The following is an 18,972-nucleotide window of genomic DNA, read 5'->3' as shown; positions in this document are numbered from 1 at the left end:
CCCGATGCCGACAAAGCTAGGCTGGTCACATGGGCACTCTTTCCACCAAGGCACCTCTGTACAGATTCACTGCCGTGGACGGCATTGCCATTGCCGTATATGTGGGTTTCACCGCCTACTTCCTGCTGGCCGGCGAGACGCTGAACCAACTGATGCTGCAGCTCTTCGCCAACCCAGCCACAGCGTCCTACGCCGTTAATGCGATCTTCTATGCCGGCATAGGAATATTTGCCATAGCGTCTACCTGGCGTGTGGCCGGCCGCGACCTCAAAATCCTTGGGACCAGGCCGTGGTTCACGCTGGGCATGGTTCCACTTGCCATTGTGGTGATGCTGATTCTTACGGCCCTGCTGGTGGCAGCTTTCGGTAGCGCCCAAAGCTCTGAGAACCAGCTGGGCATCCAGGGCATGCTGCAACAGGTTCCGGCGTGGTTGATGGTGCCGCTGCTGGTGATCCTTGGTCCGTTCGTGGAGGAGTACCTCTTCCGGCATCTCTTGATCGGCAAGTTGTCGCGGCACCTGAACATCTGGATGTGCTGCGTGATCTCCGTGGTGGTGTTCGCATCAATCCATGTGGTGGGCCGCGAGGGACTCGCCTTACCTGCGCTGGCTCCGTACCTGGGAATGGCCATGGTGCTGGTGGCGGTATACGTGTGGACTGGCAAGAACCTGATGTTCTCCTACTTCGTGCACGCCGCCAAGAACCTCATGGCCGTCGTCCTCATCTACGCCGTTCCGCCCGAACTTCTACCCAGCTAGATCATCCGGACGGAAGCTGACCGCAATCCCCTACCCAGCCGTTCGCCGTCGGGAATAGTTTGAGGGCATGACGCTGAACATACAGGTAGTAGTGGATTGCAGTAAGCCGCACGAACTCGCCGATTGGTGGGCAGAAACCCTCGAATGGACGGTAGAGCCCCAGGACGAAGCGTTCATCCGGTCCATGATCGAGCAGGGTTATGCCACCGAGGACCAGACCATCACCCACAACGGCAAGCTCGTATGGGCAGAGGGCTGCGCTATTGTTCCCGCCGAGGACAAAGACCCCAAGACCGGCCGGCGGATCCTGTTCCAAACCGATCCCAACGAAAAGTCCGTCAAGAACCGGGTGCACTGGGACGTCCGGCTGAACGGCCGGGATAAGGATGACGTGCGGAAACAGCTGGAAGCACGAGGCGCCAAGCACCTGTGGACCGCCAATCAGGGACCCCACGAATGGCACACCATGGCCGACCCCGAGGGCAACGAGTTCTGCATCAGCTAAGGCCATTACTAGACTCAGGGTGTGAACAACCAACTCCCTGCCAAGGTTTCCGACGTCTTTGACCCCTCACGCTGGCGCACAGTTTCCGGCTTCGACGACTTCAAGGACATGACCTACCACCGGCAGGTTGAGCGTTCAACGGACGGCTCAATCAAGGACCTCCCCACGGTCCGCATCGCCTTCAACCGCCCCGAGGTGCGTAACGCGTTCCGCCCGGGCACCGTGGACGAGCTCTACCGCGCCATGGACCACGCACGCATGACACCCGATGTGGCCACCGTCCTGCTCACGGGTAACGGGCCTTCGGAAAAAGACGGCGGACACTCGTTCTGCTCGGGCGGAGACCAGCGGATCCGCGGGCGTGACGGCTACCGCTACCAGGTGGAAGGTGCTGCGGGTGATTCCGCTGAATTTATCGACCCCGCCCGCGCCGGCCGGCTCCACATCCTGGAAGTCCAGCGGCTCATGCGGACCATGCCCAAGGTGGTCATCGCCGTCGTCAACGGTTGGGCGGCCGGCGGCGGCCACTCGCTGCACGTAGTCAGCGACCTCACCATCGCCTCCCGCGAGCACGGCAAGTTCAAGCAGACGGACGCAACGGTAGGAAGTTTCGACGCCGGGTATGGCTCTGCGCTGTTGGCCCGCCAAATCGGTCAGAAAGCCGCGCGGGAAATCTTCTTCCTGGCGCGCGAATATTCCGCCGAGGACATGGTCCGTTTGGGTGCGGTGAACGAAGCCGTTGACCACGCCCGGCTGGAAGAAGTTGCCCTGGAGTACGCCGCGGACATCGCGCGCCAGTCACCGCAGGCCATCCGGATGCTCAAGTTCGCTTTCAACCTGGCCGACGACGGCCTCGCCGGGCAGCAAGTCTTCGCAGGCGAAGCAACCCGCCTCGCGTACATGACGGACGAGGCCGTGGAGGGCAAAGAAGCGTTCCTCCAGAAACGCGACCCCGACTGGTCCAACTTCCCGTACTACTTCTAGGACCACTGTGAACATTGATCCCGTATTGAAAGCCCTGATGGCTGCCCTCCATGGCGAGGGCCCCGCCGTCGAAATCGTCCTCGATGACGACGGCGAGCCGCAGGCGGTTCCGGTGGAGACCGGCGTGGAAGAGGCAGCCGTGGTGGTGCGCACCTCCGGTTCCACGGGCACCCCCAAGGCAACCATCCTCACCGTTGACGCTCTCGCAGCCTCCTCGGTGTCCACAGCCATGGCCTTGCGTGGTGAAGGCCAGTGGCTGCTGGCACTCCCGCTGCAGTTTGTGGCCGGCGTGCAGGTGCTGGTCCGCTCGCTCTATGCGGGCACGCGTCCTTGGGCGATGGACCAGTCGAACGGCTTCACTCCCGAGGCCTTCACCGCTGCCGCCGAGGAACTGACGGACAAGATCCGGTTCACCTCCTTGGTGCCCACGCAGCTCCAGCGGCTGTTGGACTCCCCCGCTCCGGAAACCCTCGCCGTGCTGCGACGCTTCGACGCGATCCTGCTGGGCGGCGCGCCCGCTTCCACTGAGCTCCTTGCCACCGCCCACGCCGAAGGACTCAAGGTTGTGACCACCTACGGCTCAGCCGAGACCTGCGGCGGGTGCGTTTACGACGGCGAGCCGTTGGACGGCGTCGAGGTCCGGATTGGTGAGGGCGAGCTTGAAGGCCGCATCCTTCTGGGCGGCGACACGGTCGCGGCGGGTTATTTGGACGCTGCCCGGGCTTCAAAGGCAGCGTTCTTCGAAGAAGACGGGGTCCGCTGGTACGTCACGGGAGATCTTGGGGAATTGTCCGACGACGGCAAACTCACCGTTCTGGGCCGCGCGGACGACGTAATCATCACCGGTGGAGTCAAGGCCTCCGCCGCGTACATCCAAGGCAAGCTGGAAGAGCTCGACGGCGTCACCGCGGCTTTCGTAACAGGCGTCCCGTCGCGCGAATGGGGCCAGGCCGTGGCGGCATATGTTGCCGTGACTGATCCTTCGCCGGAGGGTGTCAAGGGTTTCACCGCCCGCCGCGAGGAAGCACTGGGTGTCCTGGCGCCCAAGACAGTGCTGGCTGACAAGGAATTGCCGATGCTCCCGAACGGAAAACCTGACCGCATGGCAATGATTGACCTTCTTTCCAATCTGCATCAGGGACAATAGACAAGTTCTCCTCCCGAGCCTGACTAAAGATCAACCGCGAAATACACGAGGTACTGCACGTGGCGACAGCTGCACAATGGATTCAAGGAGCCCGGCTCCGCACACTGCCCGCGGCAATCGCGCCGGTCCTCATCGGTTCGGCAGCGGCCTACGAGCTCCACGCTTTCCGTCTGCCGAACGCGATCCTGGCAGCACTTGTGGCGCTCCTGCTTCAAGTCGGCGTGAACTACGCCAACGACTACTCCGACGGCATCCGCGGCACGGACGAGGACCGCGTAGGCCCCCTTCGCTTGGTTGGTTCCGGCGCCGCGAAACCCGAGCAAGTGAAATGGGCGGCGTTTGCGCTGTTCGGGGCGGCGATGATTTGCGGCCTGATCCTGGTGATCATTACCCAGACGTGGTGGCTGATCCTGGTGGGCATCGGCTGCGTCCTGGCGGCTTGGGGATACACCGGCGGCAAGAACCCCTACGGGTACCTGGGCTTGGGCGACGTCTTTGTCTTCGTGTTTTTCGGGCTCGTGGCGACGCTCGGAACCACCTACACCCAGGCCGGGCAGGTCAGCCTCGCCGCGGTGATCGGTGCAATCGGAACCGGGCTCATCGCCTGCGCATTGCTGATGGCCAACAACGTCCGGGATATCCCCACGGATACGGCCGCCGGGAAACGGACCCTTGCAGTGCGGCTTGGTGACCGTCATGCACGCGAAAGCTACGTGCTGATGCTGGCCGTTGCCATACTGCTGGTGATCGTCCTGGCACCCACCAAGCCGTGGATGCTGATTGTCCTGCTCCTGATTCCGGCCTGCCTCATGCCTGCCTGGCTCATGGTGAATGGCAAGAAGCGCAAGAGCCTCATCCCGGTACTCAAGCAGACCGGCCTGATCAACCTCGGCTACAGCCTGCTGTTCTCGCTGGGACTGATCCTGAGCCGGGGCTTCTGAGCTTTTCATACGAGTTTTTGTACAGCTAACGCCCCCAAGAAGCTCTCTTGGGGGCGTTAGCTGTATAAGGACTTAGACAGTGCCCGGCCGTTTGTCGTTGTTCACGGCGATGTCCGGGTTTTTCTCTACCAAGCCGTCTTCAGCCTCGGCGTCTTCAACCTCGCCTGCGGTGCGGATCGGCTTGGCCCGCCCGGAGAAACGTTCACGCATGGCCGCAGTGGCGGCGTCGCGCTGTTTCTGGAAGAAGAGGTAGCTGATGGCGAAGGAGATCAGCCCGGCGAAGACCACGGCCAACACCCATCCAACCCCCAGATAGGCGAAAAGCACGAACAACGGCACGAACAGAACCAGACGGATGAGGGAATACTTCAGGAAAGCCACCATCCAAGTTTAGCCGCCCTGATGGTTGCACTCTGATCACAGCCGAAAGAGGGCGCCCAGTGATTGGCTTCCGGCGACTAGACTTGGTGCATGCTCCGGGTTGTAGGCGTCGTTATTGTTCTAGTCATCTTCGTCTATGCCCTGGTGGACGTCATACGGACGGACCGCCACCAAACGCGCGGCATTTCAAAGACCGCATGGATCATTGTGATGATCGTCCTGCCGCTGCTGGGTGCCGTCCTCTGGTTCATCTTCGGCCGGCCTTACAACAAACCCACGGCCAAACCCGTCCGCCACCAGCCCACGGCCCCCGACGACGACCCCGAATTCCTCCGCAATCTGGAAACCCGCCGCCGTGATCAGGCTGAAGACGAGCGCCTGAAGAAGCTCAAGGCGGACCTGGAAGCCAAGGAACGCGGTCTTAACGAAAAGCCCGCCGACAGCAGCGGCGACGCCAAAAGCAACGGATTCAAACCCGGCGATGCCAAGCGCACCGAGCCGGATCCCCATGACACGGACGAGTTGAAGTAGGGAAACATGGCCCAGCAAGCTGATGGTTCACGGCAGACACCTTCCTCCTCGCCATCAGTCAGCGGGCCCGCGTCACCCCCCGCACCACCACCACGCCCCGGAGTCTCCCTCTCCACGCCGCCGCCCATCGCAGCGGTAGTCAAGCCTCCGGCACCCGCGCGAGTCTCCCGTTCCCTGTGGGTGGCCAGCTTCGTCGCCGGGATCGCCGTTGTGGCAACAGGCTTTCTGGGCCGCGACTCACACTTCGAACGCCTGAAGGGCGTCATTGGAGGCATGGTTCCCGACGGCGACGCCAACGCAGTGGAGGGGGCCACCGCCGTCGTGTTCCTGGGAAGCCTCACCATGCTTGCCCTGGTGGTGGCCATGGAAGCGATCCTGCTGGCCGTCTTGTTCAAACGCCGCGTCTGGGCTCGCTGGGCGCTTGCCCCTCTGGTCATCCTGCACGCGGTGGTCACCGTTATCACCGCCGACTTCGTGGTGGCGCCCGGAGCCGACGGCACCCTGACAACGGCGCTGTTGGCGGCCCAATTCATCCTTGCCGCGGCGGCCCTGATCCTGCTGTTCCTCCCAACCACCACCAATTGGTTGCTCAGCGAACGGGCAGCTAGCGGACGGCGGGAATAGCCGCCAGCATCCCTTCGCAACTGCGGAGGACTATGCGGCATGCGTCCAGTGCAGCCGGCTCAGTGAGCGGGTTCTCCGCGATCACACGCCAACGATTCAGGTGGCTCCGTGCCGTTTCACTGATCTGTTCCAGGGTTGCCGCCGGATCCAAGCCCAGCCGCAGTGGAGGGGTACTCCCTCGGCCGCCTACCAAACGCTCTGCCTCAGCAGACAGCTCCGGGGTCAGGCCCAGGCCTTCCGTCCGAAGCGTCGCGAGGAGTTTCAACTCCCGGAACTCGTGCGCACCGGCCTTAAGCCGTTCCAGATTCGCTTCGAGCAGCAGCGCTACGTCCCTCGGCGAACCGCGCAGCAAGGCTTCCAAGCCCACGACGGCGGCACGAGCCTTGAGTGCGTCCGCTCGCGTTTGGAACAAAGAGGCGATGTTGTCGAGCAACTGGCCAAGGCCGCTACGCCGTGCCAACTCATGGGCCAGTTCCGTGGGGTTGCTGATGCCACCCCGGATCAGGGCAACACCAAGGCGGATGCCAAACAGGCCGAACTTTTGCACCAGGGACGCTTTGGCGTCCTGTCCAAGCCCTGCGGGCCCGGTGGCGCGTACGAAGAGGTCCGCTGACAGCATCAGTCTCTCCCGCTGATTCCTGTCCATCCGGGCCAGCACTTTCATGGCTTCGAAGTCTGTTTGGCGCATGGTCCGCGAGCTTTGCGCCAGCAGGCCGGCCACGGGGACAACTCCCAGGGCAAGTGGCCTGAGGTTCTGGTCCCTGCTGTACCTGTCGGCGATCACGGCTGCGGAAATGAGGGAATCGATTCTTCCTGCACCGATCTCGTCGGCACGGGACAAGACCGCCAAGGCGTTCACGGTCCCGGATTGGCCCGCGGCAGTGTCTTTGAAGGATTCGAGGAACCTGACATCGGAGGCGTGGAGATGCCGCATGAGATAGATGACGGCATCGGCCGCCATGGGGGCGTCTTCGGGGAGGAGGAACTCCGTGGACCGTTCTGATACGTCCTGGGACAACGAGGCAATCCCCGGGGTGTCGATCAGGGTCAAATCCCGCAGGCTCGCAGCCGGCCAATCCACAACGAGGCGTTCCACGTCCTCTGCCCGGACATCGCCCAGGTTGAAGACCAGACGGCCATCCTTACGGGTAACCGGTAACGCTTGCGGCTCACCCAGGATGGGATGGAGCGTGATCCTGGGGGTGTGACCGTAGCGGTACCAGGTGACGATCCGAGTGCATTCCCCGGCGTCGGTGGGTGCTATCTCTTCCCCGATGATTGCGTTGAGAAGAGTGGATTTGCCGGCCTTGACCATACCGGCCACTGCTATCCGAAGAGGCCCCTCCAGCCTGCCCTCGAGCTCATTTACCACCTCGAGCGCCGCTGCGTCGTGCTGGAAGATCTCCTTCGCTTGCCGGAGCAGATCCGAGGCTCCCGCGATGCCCGGGTCCATCATCCTGCCGGGACCGCCGACGTTTCTGTTGTGGCCTGAGGGGCGGGGGTGGCCTGAGGGGTGGCTTGGGGCGCGGTGCTGGCCCGTGCGCCCGCGGGCGGATCCTGAGGCAGCTGCTGCGCGGCCTTGGCCAGGGCATCCACTGCCTTGAGCTGGTTCCGTATCTCTTTGATTCTCATGTCCCGTTCCACGGCGTACGTGGCTGCCGCTTTCTGGGCGGCCGCCACGGATTCCGTCAAGGAACGGTGGTGTTCCTCGGCGATCTCCGTGAAGTGATCCCGTGTGGCGCGCTGGACCAGGCGCAGCCTGTCCTTGAGCTGCTTGCCCACTTGGAACACAACATCGTCCACGTGCTTCCGGACCAGGATCTTGGCTTCTGATTGCCGTTGCTTGAGCCGCGCCTCTTTGTCTTCCCTATAGGCTTTCCGGCCCAGCATCAGGCCGGCCCCCACTGATAGCGGGTTAATGAGGGCCATCCCAAAGAGGCCTGTCAGGAGGCCGAACATCAGCACACCCCCGTAGGAGCCGCGCATCCCGATCAGCATCTTCTGTAGCGGTCCAAGCCTGCCGTCCTTCATTTCCTGAATGTCGGCTACGGGGTCCAGTACGCCGCCGGTGTTTGCCACTTTCAAGGCGGGAAGGGCCACCTCATCTTCTGAGAAGTGCTCCGCCACCTGGGTGGCCAACCATTGAGCACGTTCGCTGGTCCACACAAAGGTATCCGAAACCGCAGCTGCCGTGCTCTGTTCCAGCCACTGCGTGAACTGTTCCCACGCGGGTCCCGGATCACCTTGGTCGATGGCTGTTTCAGCCTCACGTTGGATTCTGCGCAGCCGGTCCCTCAGGTCATACTCCATGTCGGCGATCAGGTCCCCGATGCCGTCATTAAGGGTTATCTGCCACCGTGCGGAGCGTTTGCGCAGCGAGTCTGCGTCCTCCTTCGCCGCATTCAGGCCGGCGATCATCTGCGGGGTTCCTGCAGGATTCTCCAGGGCTTCAAGTTCCGACTGCAGGGCGAGCCTAAGGTTTTCGGTGACGGACAAAAGGTCATTGCTGACGGATCTGCGTTGCATTCTGGCTGCCCCGCCCACAATGTTGTTCCGCAGATGGCCGATAAGCGCTGGAAACCCTGATTCGGTATTCAGCTCGGGGTCCTGCAGCCGGGCCGCATGGAGCCGCAATTCCGAGGACACCGGAAACAGTGGGATATCAGGGCCGACGCCAGCCAAGTGCCTCTGATCCAGCTCTGCGATCTGGTGCCAACTGGGATAAAGGTCAGTTTTGGACAGCACGCACATGACGTTCGGACTGATACGCATCGCCTGACGCAGGAACCGCATCTCCGGCTCGGTGTACTCCTGGGAAGCGTCGGAGACGAACACCATGGCGTGCGCCGATGGCAGGGCAGTCAGCGTAGTCAGCGTGTGTGTTGAGCCCAGGCCACCAACGCCAGGGGAATCCACGATCGTCAGTCCCCCTGCCAGCAGTTTCCGGGGCAGTGAAACTTCGGCCGCCACGATGTTCTTTGTGTTGCCAGGATTGCCTTTTTCGGAGACGTACTCTGCGAGTTGATCCAGTTGCACCGGTTGCCGTTCCAACCCGCTTTCGCCTCCGCCGGTCTCCCCTTCGAGCGCCGGCGCGCTGCTGTGCTGGCCGGGAACCAGGACAACGGCCGACGCCGGATCCCCCTGCCGTACAACCGTAGGGACCGAGGTGGCGATGTCGTCATCCACCGGGCAGACAGGTGCGTTCACCAAGGCGTTGATGAGCTGGCTCTTCCCCTGTTTGAATTCACCCACAACTATCACGCGAACACTTGGATCACCCAAGCGGTTGAGGGTGTTTTCCAGTCGGCGCCGGAGGTCGTTCCGGTCCCCCACAAGCGCCATGCCCTGCTCCACCAATGTGCTCATGTGTCCTGTTTCCGCCACCGTCTGTCCTTTGCTCTAATTGCCTCAGCCGACTGATCCCGTGAGGCCACGAAGTGCCCGACAGACGTTGTGGCGTCTGCCGGGCACTGCTGGGGGTGTTCGTCAACGTCGTGTCTTTGATCGTTACGACGTTCGGATCTCTTTGGTGTTAGTCGATTTCCACATCGTTCTTGGCAACCACGATCGAGTCGTCGATGTCGTTGTATTCCACATCCACGTCGAGCTCGTTGTCGGCGATGACAGTGTTGTCCTCCACGTTGGTGTACTCGAGGTCCAACTCGTTGTCCTGGATGACCGTCGAATCGTAGTTGACCTGCACGTCCTCCACATCGAGGTTGGTGGAGTTGTCTACCTCCAGCTCGTTGTCCTGGACCACGATGGAATCGTTGATGAGCTGAACGTCTTCGACATCCACATCCGTGGAGTTGTCATTGAAGGAGTCGGCGACGTTGACGGAGTTATCCGAATTGTCCGAGTTGTCGTTGAACGAATCCCTGAACTCAGCATCGACGTCAACATCAACATCCGTGGAGTTGTCCTGGGAACTGTCGTTGAACGAATCGCTGATGCTGGTGTTGTTGGTGGTGGTGTGCGTCGAGCTGTCCTCATTGAAGGAGTCCTCGATGTCCACATCAACGTCCACATCCGTGTTGTAGGAATCCTTGGTCACGGAGTGATCGTCGTTGAAGGAATCCTTGACCTCGATGTCCGTGTTGCCAATTTCAATGTCGCCGTCGCCGGATTCGGTGATGTTCACCGAGTGGTTTTGGTTGTTGTTGGTGGTTGTAGTCGTGGTCGTATTGCCCACATTGCTGACATCGTCGCCCGCAGCAACCGCGCCGTCACCGGAGGCAACTACAGCATCTTGGTTGAAGAGTTGCGTGACATCGCCGTCCGCCCAGATGTTCTGGTTGACCGACTGATCGGTGATCGTATCGCGGTCGTCGATGTTGGTGGTGTACGAGTAGTTGTTCACCACGTGGACAAGCTGCTGAACGGCGTGTGCATGGTCGTCCCAATCGCCGCCATCGTGGCCGCCGCCGCCGCCGCCGTTGCCGCCGCCATCGTGATCATCATCGTGACCGCCCCAACCGCCGCCGCCGCCGTTGCCGCCACCGTCGTGATCATCATCGTGACCTCCCCAACCGCCGCCGCCGGCACCGCCCTGGCCACCGCCGTCGTGATCATCATCGTGACCGCCCCAACCGCCACCGCCGGCACCGCCCTGGCCACCGCCGTCGTGATCATTGTCGTCATCATCGTGGTTCGGCCGTCCGCCATCGCCATGGGGGCGGCCGCCGCCTTGGCCGCCACCGTCCCAGCCACCGGTGGATGCGTGGTTGCCGCCGGTGTTGTATTCGCGATCGAACGACGAACGGGCGTTGATGGGTGCATAGTCGAGGACTACGGGGCGAACGGCGTCGACGTCGGCCGAGGAGACGTCGCGGAGACCCGCCGCGGCGAGCGCTGCTTCGGGATCCCGTACGAACTCTTCAGCGGCATCGGGATCGTTGAACAGGCTCATCAGGAACTGCACGAGCTGTTGTGCGAGTGTAGGCATTGGAGTGCTCCCTCAAATTCTGTGATGGATTTTAGTTCGCCCGGCGCCTTTGCCGGGCTTGCATTCAACGTATTGCCGGCGGTGGTGACCGGGCATCGGGGGTGGTCCCCCTACCGCTTCATTCACCGTTAGGGGATGGTGGGGTTGCGGGTTAGGGGGTGGAGGGGGTGGCCACTTACGGAGGCGGGTACCCCTCCCCTAACGCGAGCCGCAGGCGGACCAGAAGTTCTGAGCGGTTTTCCGCCCCAAGGCGTCGTCGCATGCGTGCCACGTGGTGCTCCGCTGTGCGGGGTGAGATGTAGATGGCCTCACCGATTTCCCGGTAGGTTTTGCCCTCCAGGATGAGCCGGCCCACTTCGCGTTCCCGGGCACTGAGCCCTGAGGAGTCAGGGGCGCCTAGTCCAACGCCGTCGTCCATGACGGGTTGAGCGGTAATTCGGGCATCCTCCTGCCGCTGCGACGCACCAGTAGAAGGCGCCGCGCCTTGGGGGTGAATATCCCTGGCACACGCCAGCAGTTTCACCATGTCGCGTCGCTCATCCGCGTGCGCTGCGGCATGGCCCGCCAAGCGGGCGCCTTCCCAAGGCATCCCGACGGCGGCCAACCCGCGGGCCGCTGTTTCGACGTCGAACGCTTCAAAACGGCCTGCCAGAACCGAGACCCAAGCCCTACCTCCGGTGGCGAGCACAGATGCCAGATGGCTGTTTTCAGAAGCGCGCACTAAGGCAGCGGCGTGCGGTGCAAGCCCGGCAGGGTCTTCGCTCAGCAAGGCCGCCTGCACGGCAGCCCAATGCAATGGCACCGACCACAAGGGCGGGTTGCCCAGCCTCCCCAGCAAATCCCAGGCGTTTTCCAGATAATGGCTAACCCTCCTTGATTCCCGCAGACGGGCAGCGGTGATCATGAGTTCGCCCCATGGCAGAAGGCTGTAAAGATCCACGGACACGTGCATCATCGCTTCGCGGGCCCTTTCCCAAGCCAGCACGAGCTCGTGTACGTCACTGCCTCGCCGGGCAAGGCCCACTTCCAATGCGGCCAGCACGAACTCGTCCCGGGGTGCCAAGGACCAGTGGTTGGCTTTGACGGCCTCGTTGATGGCCAGGCGGGCGTCGTCGGCGTTGTCCTGCTGCATGGAGGACCAGGCCCGCAACAGGAACAGCCGCGGCCGGGCTGCGTCGCCTCCTTGGCCGGCTGCCAGCGCTGCTTTGAGTACAGTGTCCGATACCTCCGGCTCCCCGCTGTGGAGGGCGCATAAGGCAGCCAGGGCGCCGGGTGTTTCCGGTAGGGGGATGGATGTGCCTGCAGCGTTCATCATGTCCGAGGCCCTGATGAGTTCAGGCAGCGCCAGTTCCGGCGCGGGTCCCAAGGTTCGGTGGAGCCCTTCCTGGGTTAGTGACAAAGCCACCGCCAGGAGGGTCGGCGAACGGACAGGCGCAGCAACTGCCAGAAGCTCCTCGGCGGCCGCTGAGTTTCCCGTACCGATCATGGCTACTGCAGCAAGAGGGGCTGAACTGCCGATCCTGTCCGGGCCGAGCCAGCTGTAAGTATCGGCGCTCCTGGACAGCATTCCACGCTGCGCCCAGACGGCCGCGGCTACGTCCGCTCCCAAGCGAAGGTCCGGCGCCTCGGGATCGGCGAGGAGTCGATCCGCTGTTCTTCCTGCGGCGTCCAAGTCACCGGTTGCTGCTGAAGCCTGGGCGCGTCTCGCGGCCTTGGAAGCCTCGTCTCCCCCGGCCAAAAGTGCTTCGGCATACAGCTCTGCGGCCAACTGTGGGTCAGCGTCCAAGGCACTATCTGCGGAACGTTCCAGCTCAGACACAACTCGGTGATCCTTGAACCCGGTCCGCGCGAGGTCACGGGCTAGTTCCCCTAACGGCTGGCCGCCCTGGATGGTCTTGTCCACCAGTTCCCTTTGCAGGGAACGAATTCGGGCAGTGGGGGTTTCCTTCAGCAGGGCGTACCGCGCAGTCCCCACCACGGTCCCGTCATCAGACAGCAGCCCGGCATCCTTGGCCTCGGCAACGAGTGAGTCCAGCCCTTGGTGGTTGCGGCGGCCTGCGTAGTCCACCAAGTCGTCCGGTAAGGGCGATGGGATGGAGAACCCTACTGACAAGGCCAGAAGCAGCTCACGAACGGCCGCAGGTCCGCCGGACAGCCTATGCCCGTTGGGCAGCATAGTCCCATCGGACAGCGCAGTTCCGTATGTCGGCTCGGGTGCCAAATCTGCATCCAAGGTATCGGTTGTTTCATTGAGGGGGTGATCGTCTGCCGCGGGCCCATGGTGTCCGGGCTTATGGTGCCCGGGCTTATGGTCGTGTCCCGTCATTGGTTAAACCGCCGAGAGCAGCGCTGGATCCAAAGCAGGGCTGGTTTCCGTTGGTATTGGCGCTGGTTCAGGGGCGGCCGGTGGCGTGGTGTCCTGCGGCAGTGTTGGTTCCGGCGACGGCGGTGTGTCTTGGACGACCGTCGGCTCGGGCTCCGGCGATGGCGGCGGGGTGACCGGGTCCGCTGGCGGGGTGACCGGGTCCGCTGGCGGGGTGACCGGATCGGCAGGCGGGGTGACCGGGTCCGCGGGCGGGGTGACCGGGTCCGCGGGTGTAGTTGCCGGAGGAGTCGAGGGCGTGGTGGTTGGCGGAGGAGTCGTCGGTCCGCTCGCGGCACCTCCAGTCGGCTCAGGTTCAGGGGTTGTTGGCGGAGGAGTAGCTGGAGGCGTCGTCTGGGTGCCCGGAGCGGCAGGAGTTCCCGTTCCGGGCGTAGATGGTGTGGTGGTGCCGCCTGTTCCGCCGGCAGCCGTACCTGAGGTGGGGCCTCCGGCCGCGCCGGCGCCTGTACCCGCAGTGGTCCCCGAGCCGGTGCCCGCGCTCCCTGTCCCCGCGTTCGTTGTACCCTGTTTGGTCGGCGCCCGTCCGTTGGACCCAGCCCTGGCGGCTTTAGCGCTCGCCTCTAGCCCCGCCGCCGGTCCACCAACCACCGGAACGGCACCGGCGGCGCCGCCAGCAGCGCCACCACCCTGTGCCCCGGAGGCTTGCGCACCGCCGTCGCGCATGACGTCCGCTGCCTGGTTGCCGAAGATGGTGGACAGCAGTCCGGTGCCTTCGGGGCTCTGAGCCGCTGTGGCGGTCGCGATGGTCAGCACGGTTGCTGCTGCCGCGGCCGCTGTTGCCATCCGGACGCGGGGCCGTTGTGCATGCTTACCTGGCTTGGCGGAGACGCCTTTGGGGTGGACAAAAGCAGGAGCCCGGCTCGGGACGTGTGGCCGCCCCAGGGCAGCGGCAGCGGCTGATTCCACAGATCCGGAAGCTGCGGCTGCCGCGGCATCCACTGCGTCCGCCCCCTGAGAGCGCAGCCCAGCTACAGCGGCACCAAGGCAGATGGAGGACTTGGGATCGGCGTCGACGGCGATCGGACGGTCCAGTTCCACGGAAATCAGCTCTGCCACAAGAGGAATGCGCGATGATCCGCCAATCAGCAGCACTGCGCTGAGGTCCCGGGCTTCGAGGTTGACGCTTCGCAGGCTGCGTTCGAGGGCGTCCACGGTGTCCCTGACAGGGGCCTCGATCATCGCCTCGAATTCGGATCGGACCAACCGAACCGACAGCTGGGTGCCGGGCAGGGACACAGCCACGCTGGCTTCGCTGTCCAGGGACAGGGCCTCCTTGGCTTCCCGGCATTCACGCCTCAACCGGGACAGCGCTGCCAGGGTTTCGGGAGAGCTCGGGTCCATGGGCGGGACGTCACCAAGGTGTCCCATCACGTGGCGCAGGACGGCGGCGTCGAAATCGGCGCCGCCAAGGGTTTCAATGCCGTCGGGACGGCCTAGTAGCTCAAAGTTGCCGGCGCCCGCTTTGCGGAGGACAGCGGTGTCGAAAGTACCACCGCCGAGGTCATACACCGCTATGATGCTGCCATCCTCCACGCGCGTTTGGGAGGCATAATGCAGGGCTGCCGCTTCCGGCTCACTGATCAGGGTAATGTCCTGCAGGCCCTCCATGTTGAGCGCTGCGAGGACCAGCGAGGTGCGGTGCTGACCCCAGGCCGCGGGGTGCGTCATGATGATCGACGACGGCGAGCTGCCCTCACGCTCTTCGGCCTTGTCCACCACCCACCGGGCCATGGTGGCATACACATCCTCGGGTGCCAGCCAACTCGCACCCACAGAGAGGGGAACGGAGTCACCTATCCGACGTTTGAATTCCCGCACCATGCGCTGGGGATCGTCCAGCCCGCGACGTTCGGCCGCTTCACCTACCAAAACCCGGCTGTCATCGGCATAAAACAACACGGAGGGCACAGCGCTGCCATGCAATCCCAGCGAAAGAATCTCAGGGGCCGGGGCAGGGCCTTGGTGGGCTTTGACAAGGGCTGCGGCGGTAAAACTTGTTCCGACGTCAATGGCGAGAACATAGCTCATGGATACCTCAAAAGGTCACGGCGCGTCGCTAGCGGGCTGCATCACAAGCGGGTTCTGAACAAGTTAGCACCTGCCCCGGACGGGCAACAGGCTTAGTCGCAACACCAACTTGTCATAATTGCTACACCGATTTGTCATTTCCCAAGACCACCCTCCGCATGAGGAGTAAAGCCCCTGCTCAGGGGGTCAAGACGGCGGTGCCGCGGCTTAGAGCCCCGAGTAAGAATGCAGACCGTTGAAAACCGTATTGACGAGTGTGAAGTTGATAATGACGCAGGCATAGCCAACGATCGACAACCATGCTGCACGCGTTCCGGTCCAACCACGTGTGGCACGAGCGTGCAGGTAGCCCGCGTAGACCACCCAGATAACGAAGGTCCAGACTTCCTTGGGGTCCCAGCCCCAAAAGCGACCCCAAGCCTTTTCTGCCCAGATCGCCCCGAACATGAGGGTGAACGTCCAGCCAATGAAGGCGATCGCGTTGATCCGGTATGAGAGATTCTCAAGGCTCAGCGCGTTCGGAACCAGGCGCATGAAGCCCAGGTTGTCCTTGCGCCCGGCAGCAAGGTTCTTCTGGCGGTAGGACTGCAACAGCTGCAGCACGGACATGGCAAACGTCAGCGTAAACAGTGCAGAGGAGAGCACTGCGATGGAGACGTGAATAATCAGCCAGTAGCTCTGCAGCGCCGGAACCAAGTGGCCCACCGGAGTCCAGAAAGCAGCAGAAGCGGCCACGAGCATGATGATAGCCAGCCCGATCACGAACGTGCCAAGGAAGCGCAGGTCGCGGCGGATGAGGACCACCAGGAAGACAGCAACGGCTACGAAGGCACCAGTGGTGAGGAACTCGTACATGTTGCCCCACGGAACGCGGCCTGCACCGAACGCGCGGGTGACAACGCCCGCCGCATGATTGAGGACACCCAGAACCGTCAGCGCCACGGCCACACGGGCAGGGGCACGGCGTTCGCCCCCGTACTTCATGTCGCCGGCGGCGGTCCCGCCCTCAACGGTGAGGCCCGACGTCGGACGCTCTGCGCGGCCGGCCGGCCCACCGGCGTCGGCGCCTCCCAAACCAGCCGCGACGCGGCCTGCAGCAACCGTCACCTTGTGGTCGGCGGTGCTGGCCGCGGCCTTCTGGTCCACGGCGCGAAGCACTTTGCTGCTCTTGGCCAGATCCCAGGCAAAGGCGATGAACGCCACGGTGTACGTGCCGGCGGCCAACAGCATGAACAGCTCGCTGTACTGGCCCAGGGTTTCGTTGATGACGGGCATTACTGGTCCTTCGAGGTTGAGGAAGATCCTGCTGTTGTTGTAGCGGTGTCCGGCGTCTCCGGGATGTTCCATTCCCGGGCAAAGATTTCGCGGAGGGCTGCTGCTTCGCCGGCGAGGCGGTGGTCTTCACCGCGAGCCAGCAGGCCGTACTCCACCATGGTGCGGCCGTCGGAGTGGGTTCCGGTGCGGATCCAAACGCGGCGGCGGTTGATGTACAGCGACATGACCAGACCGGCGACTGCGAGGAATCCGAAGATCAGCGCGTACAGCTGGCCGGGGTTGTGGTGGATGTCCACGCCTATGTACTTCTTGACGCCGTCGAACGTGATGCTGCCCTTACCGTCGGGCAGATCCACGGTGGCCCCGGGTGTTAAGGTGATGCCGCCTGCCGCGAGGTCGCGGGCGTTGAGCGGCTTCAGGTCCTTGACGTCCAGTTCGAACACGTTCTGGGGCACGCCCTTGTCCAAGCCGAGGTCTCCGTAGAAGGAATTCAGGCTCAGCTGAGGGTTGAAGAGTTCCGGGGAAGCGCTGAAGGAAGTGCCGTTCTCGGAAGCGAACGCTGTGGGCAGGAAGAAGCCAACAAAGCCGAGCTGTTCCGGCTTGGCGTCCGGGACCTTGATGACCACGGAGGAGTAATAGTTGTCGCCCTGGACCTTGGCCGTAACGGGTCCTTGGAAGGAAACGTTGCCTTCGCCATCCTTGACGGTGACCATGGGCGCGTAGCCGTTTCCGGTGAGGTAAAGGCTGGTTCCGCCGAGGGAAACGGGGTCGTTGACCTTCAAGGTTTCCTTCTTGCCAGGAGCATCCGGGGATTCCTTGGTGGTCACCTCAGCGGTGTAATCGATGGGCTGTCCGGCCTTGCCTGGAGACTCCCCGCGATCGAACGTGGCCTGGAACTTATCCAACTGCATGGAGTAAGGCTGGAGCGAACTGCTCTGGAAGTTGGTGCCCGGCGTGAACTGGTCATAGCCCACCAGGGTGTTGACGAACGTGTCACCCTCCACCAGGATCCGCTGACCGCTGTACCCGTACAAGCCACCAATGGCCACGGACACCAGAACCCCAATCAGGGAGGTGTGGAACACCAGGTTGCCCACTTCTTTCAGGAAGCCGCGCTCGGCACCCAAGGACGGCAGGGCGCCGTCGACGTCCCTGACCTCCACGCGGTAGCCGCGTTTCTTGAGCAGCCCGGCGGCATCGTTGATGGCCTTCGACGCCGGGATCCCGGCGTCGGCGGGCAGTGCCATGGTTCCGTACTCCGGCAGGCGCGAAAGGCGCTTGGGGGTGCGCGGCGGCTGTGACTTCATGGCCTTGTAGTGGGCGATGGCGCGCGGAGTGACACAGCCGATCAAGGAGATGAAGAGCAGGATATAGATGGCCGAGAACCAGGCCGACGAGTAAACGTCAAACATCTGGAGGGCATCCAGGAATGGGCCGGTTGTGGGGTTGTTCTTGATCCAGTCGGTAACCGTGACCGGGTTGGCCGGCCGCTGCGGGAACAGGGAACCGGGCACCGCGCCAACGGCAAGCAGGAGCAACAGGAACAGAGCCGTGCGCATGCTGGTCAGCTGGGTCCAGGACCACCGGAGCATGCCCTTGAAACCAAGCGCGGGCAGGGCTGCCTCGGACTTGGCCTGCTGGAGTTTTCCTTCCGCTGTGTCAGTGCTTTCAGCGGCTGGTGACTTCTTCTTGGCTTTCACGGACTCGCTCATCAAATTGGCAACTTCACATCGTTTTGGAACCAGTACTGCAACTCGGTAACCCAGGTTCCCCACACGCCGGTGGCCATCAGGATGCCGAGCAAAATCAGGATGCCCCCGCCGATCCGCTGGATGGCCAGCCGATGCTTGCGGAAGAAGGACATGACTCCCATGCCCCGGCGCACAGCCAGCGCAATCAGGAGAAACGGAATGCCAAGGCCAAGGCTGTAAACGAACGCCAGGAGAGCTCCCTTGGCCGCCGACGAACCGCCGGACAAGCTCAGCAACTGTACCGCGGAGTACGTCGGACCAATACAGGGCGCCCAACCCAATCCGAACGTCAGTCCCAGGAGCGGCGCGCCCCACAAGCCTGCCGGCGGTTTGGCGTGGATCTTCGCGTCACGCTGCAGCCAGCCAAAACCGCCCATGAACACCACTCCCATGATGATCACCAGGACGCCCAGAAGTTGTGTGATCCAAGCGTTTTGTGGACCCGTCAGCAGCGTTCCAAGCTGCCCGAAGGCACCGCCAAGGAGAACAAAAATCACCGAGAAACCCAGGACAAACAGCCCTATTCCGGCCAGCATGCGGCCACGCCGCTGCTTTTGGAGGTCGACGCCGGTCAGTCCCGTGACGTAACCGAGGTAACCAGGGACCAGCGGCAGCACGCACGGTGAAAGGAATGAGACCAGCCCGGCCAGCAATGCCACCGGCACAGCCAGCAGCAGTGATCCGTTGAGGATCGTCTCGGCGAAAGGACTGTTCATGGG

The 18,972-nt window shown here is 63.0% G+C and carries 16 protein-coding genes; 7 read left to right on the top strand and 9 right to left on the bottom strand.

Annotation, left to right across the window (positions count from 1 at the left end):
* Positions 1 to 29 precede the first annotated feature (29 nt).
* The 5 genes from J7I86_RS06695 to J7I86_RS06675 all read left to right on the top strand — a co-directional run bounded on the left by J7I86_RS06695 (position 30) and on the right by J7I86_RS06675 (position 4,335).
* Complete coding sequence (locus J7I86_RS06695) at positions 30 to 758, top strand: CPBP family intramembrane glutamic endopeptidase (protein ID WP_214817881.1); 729 nt, start codon at positions 30 to 32, stop codon at positions 756 to 758.
* Between the two features lie 67 nt (positions 759 to 825).
* Positions 826 to 1,263, top strand: coding sequence for a VOC family protein (locus tag J7I86_RS06690; RefSeq protein WP_214817872.1), 438 nt, complete (start codon positions 826 to 828; stop codon positions 1,261 to 1,263).
* Positions 1,264 to 1,284: 21 nt separating this feature from the next.
* Positions 1,285 to 2,247: a 1,4-dihydroxy-2-naphthoyl-CoA synthase gene (locus J7I86_RS06685; RefSeq protein ID WP_214817869.1), complete on the top strand. Its 963-nt coding sequence runs from the start codon at positions 1,285 to 1,287 to the stop codon at positions 2,245 to 2,247.
* A gap of 7 nt (positions 2,248 to 2,254) precedes the next feature.
* Positions 2,255 to 3,394, top strand: coding sequence for an AMP-binding protein (locus J7I86_RS06680; protein WP_214817865.1), 1,140 nt, complete (start codon positions 2,255 to 2,257; stop codon positions 3,392 to 3,394).
* Positions 3,395 to 3,453: 59 nt separating this feature from the next.
* Positions 3,454 to 4,335 (top strand): 1,4-dihydroxy-2-naphthoate polyprenyltransferase, encoded by an 882-nt coding sequence (locus J7I86_RS06675; RefSeq protein WP_214817856.1) that lies wholly within the window; start codon positions 3,454 to 3,456, stop codon positions 4,333 to 4,335.
* A 72-nt stretch (positions 4,336 to 4,407) separates the two neighbouring features.
* Here J7I86_RS06675 and J7I86_RS06670 read toward each other — a convergent pair whose 3' ends face one another.
* Positions 4,408 to 4,719 carry a DUF4229 domain-containing protein gene (locus J7I86_RS06670; protein WP_214817843.1) on the bottom strand — a complete coding sequence of 104 codons (312 nt, stop codon included), beginning with the start codon at positions 4,717 to 4,719 and terminating at the stop codon, positions 4,408 to 4,410.
* A gap of 87 nt (positions 4,720 to 4,806) precedes the next feature.
* Here J7I86_RS06670 and J7I86_RS06665 point away from each other — a divergent pair, with 87 nt between their 5' ends.
* Positions 4,807 to 5,247, top strand: coding sequence for a PLD nuclease N-terminal domain-containing protein (locus J7I86_RS06665; RefSeq protein WP_214817839.1), 441 nt, complete (start codon positions 4,807 to 4,809; stop codon positions 5,245 to 5,247).
* 6 nt (positions 5,248 to 5,253) lie between these two features.
* Entirely contained in the window at positions 5,254 to 5,871 is a 618-nt protein-coding gene (locus J7I86_RS06660) for a hypothetical protein (protein ID WP_214817836.1), read from the top strand.
* On the opposite strand, the gene J7I86_RS06655 is transcribed toward J7I86_RS06660, so the two are convergent.
* The 8 genes from J7I86_RS06655 to J7I86_RS06620 all read right to left on the bottom strand — a co-directional run bounded on the left by J7I86_RS06655 (position 5,852) and on the right by J7I86_RS06620 (position 18,969).
* Positions 5,852 to 7,327, bottom strand: a complete 1,476-nt coding sequence (locus J7I86_RS06655) for a dynamin family protein (RefSeq protein WP_214817833.1) — start codon at positions 7,325 to 7,327, stop codon at positions 5,852 to 5,854. The two genes, J7I86_RS06660 and J7I86_RS06655, sit on opposite strands and share 20 nt — an antisense overlap.
* Positions 7,324 to 9,237, bottom strand: coding sequence for a dynamin family protein (locus J7I86_RS06650; RefSeq protein WP_286179443.1), 1,914 nt, complete (start codon positions 9,235 to 9,237; stop codon positions 7,324 to 7,326). Before J7I86_RS06650 ends, J7I86_RS06655 begins: the two co-directional genes overlap by 4 nt.
* A gap of 166 nt (positions 9,238 to 9,403) precedes the next feature.
* Positions 9,404 to 10,816, bottom strand: a complete 1,413-nt coding sequence (locus J7I86_RS06645) for an IniB N-terminal domain-containing protein (RefSeq protein WP_214817806.1) — start codon at positions 10,814 to 10,816, stop codon at positions 9,404 to 9,406.
* 175 nt (positions 10,817 to 10,991) lie between these two features.
* Positions 10,992 to 13,142 carry a LuxR C-terminal-related transcriptional regulator gene (locus J7I86_RS06640; protein ID WP_214817803.1) on the bottom strand — a complete coding sequence of 717 codons (2,151 nt, stop codon included), beginning with the start codon at positions 13,140 to 13,142 and terminating at the stop codon, positions 10,992 to 10,994.
* 3 nt (positions 13,143 to 13,145) lie between these two features.
* A complete protein-coding gene (locus J7I86_RS06635; RefSeq protein ID WP_214817800.1) occupies positions 13,146 to 15,227 on the bottom strand; it encodes an Hsp70 family protein in 2,082 nt (693 codons plus the stop codon).
* Positions 15,228 to 15,434: 207 nt separating this feature from the next.
* On the bottom strand, positions 15,435 to 16,502 hold the full coding sequence (ccsB, locus tag J7I86_RS06630; RefSeq protein ID WP_214819581.1) for a c-type cytochrome biogenesis protein CcsB: 1,068 nt from the start codon (positions 16,500 to 16,502) through the stop codon (positions 15,435 to 15,437).
* Positions 16,502 to 18,214, bottom strand: coding sequence for a cytochrome c biogenesis protein ResB (locus J7I86_RS06625; RefSeq protein WP_214817797.1), 1,713 nt, complete (start codon positions 18,212 to 18,214; stop codon positions 16,502 to 16,504). The genes ccsB and J7I86_RS06625 overlap by 1 nt, the downstream gene beginning before the upstream one ends.
* Entirely contained in the window at positions 18,214 to 18,969 is a 756-nt protein-coding gene (locus J7I86_RS06620) for a cytochrome c biogenesis CcdA family protein (protein WP_141281222.1), read from the bottom strand. The genes J7I86_RS06625 and J7I86_RS06620 overlap by 1 nt, the downstream gene beginning before the upstream one ends.
* Between the last annotated feature and the right edge of the window lie 3 nt (positions 18,970 to 18,972).

Origin of the sequence: Arthrobacter sp. ISL-95, assembly GCF_018613695.1 — a bacterium.
Lineage (GTDB): Bacteria > Actinomycetota > Actinomycetes > Actinomycetales > Micrococcaceae > Arthrobacter.
The sequence above is the reverse complement of the archived record's forward strand: the minus strand, read 5'-3'. Positions and strand labels throughout refer to the sequence as shown.

Bases quoted from the DNA above. Each gene is read 5' to 3' on its own strand.
- J7I86_RS06645 (WP_214817806.1), bottom strand. From the start codon at position 10,816: ATGCCTACACTCGCACAACAGCTCGTGCAGTTCCTGATGAGCCTGTTC.
- ccsB (WP_214819581.1), bottom strand. From the start codon at position 16,502: ATGCCCGTCATCAACGAAACCCTGGGCCAGTACAGCGAGCTGTTCATG.
- J7I86_RS06695 (WP_214817881.1), top strand. From the start codon at position 30: ATGGGCACTCTTTCCACCAAGGCACCTCTGTACAGATTCACTGCCGTG.
- J7I86_RS06620 (WP_141281222.1), bottom strand. From the start codon at position 18,969: ATGAACAGTCCTTTCGCCGAGACGATCCTCAACGGATCACTGCTGCTG.
- J7I86_RS06655 (WP_214817833.1), bottom strand. From the start codon at position 7,327: ATGATGGACCCGGGCATCGCGGGAGCCTCGGATCTGCTCCGGCAAGCG.
- J7I86_RS06690 (WP_214817872.1), top strand. From the start codon at position 826: ATGACGCTGAACATACAGGTAGTAGTGGATTGCAGTAAGCCGCACGAA.
- J7I86_RS06670 (WP_214817843.1), bottom strand. From the start codon at position 4,719: ATGGTGGCTTTCCTGAAGTATTCCCTCATCCGTCTGGTTCTGTTCGTG.
- J7I86_RS06650 (WP_286179443.1), bottom strand. From the start codon at position 9,237: ATGAGCACATTGGTGGAGCAGGGCATGGCGCTTGTGGGGGACCGGAAC.
- J7I86_RS06660 (WP_214817836.1), top strand. From the start codon at position 5,254: ATGGCCCAGCAAGCTGATGGTTCACGGCAGACACCTTCCTCCTCGCCA.
- J7I86_RS06665 (WP_214817839.1), top strand. From the start codon at position 4,807: ATGCTCCGGGTTGTAGGCGTCGTTATTGTTCTAGTCATCTTCGTCTAT.
- J7I86_RS06635 (WP_214817800.1), bottom strand. From the start codon at position 15,227: ATGAGCTATGTTCTCGCCATTGACGTCGGAACAAGTTTTACCGCCGCA.
- J7I86_RS06640 (WP_214817803.1), bottom strand. From the start codon at position 13,142: ATGACGGGACACGACCATAAGCCCGGGCACCATAAGCCCGGACACCAT.
- J7I86_RS06625 (WP_214817797.1), bottom strand. From the start codon at position 18,214: ATGAGCGAGTCCGTGAAAGCCAAGAAGAAGTCACCAGCCGCTGAAAGC.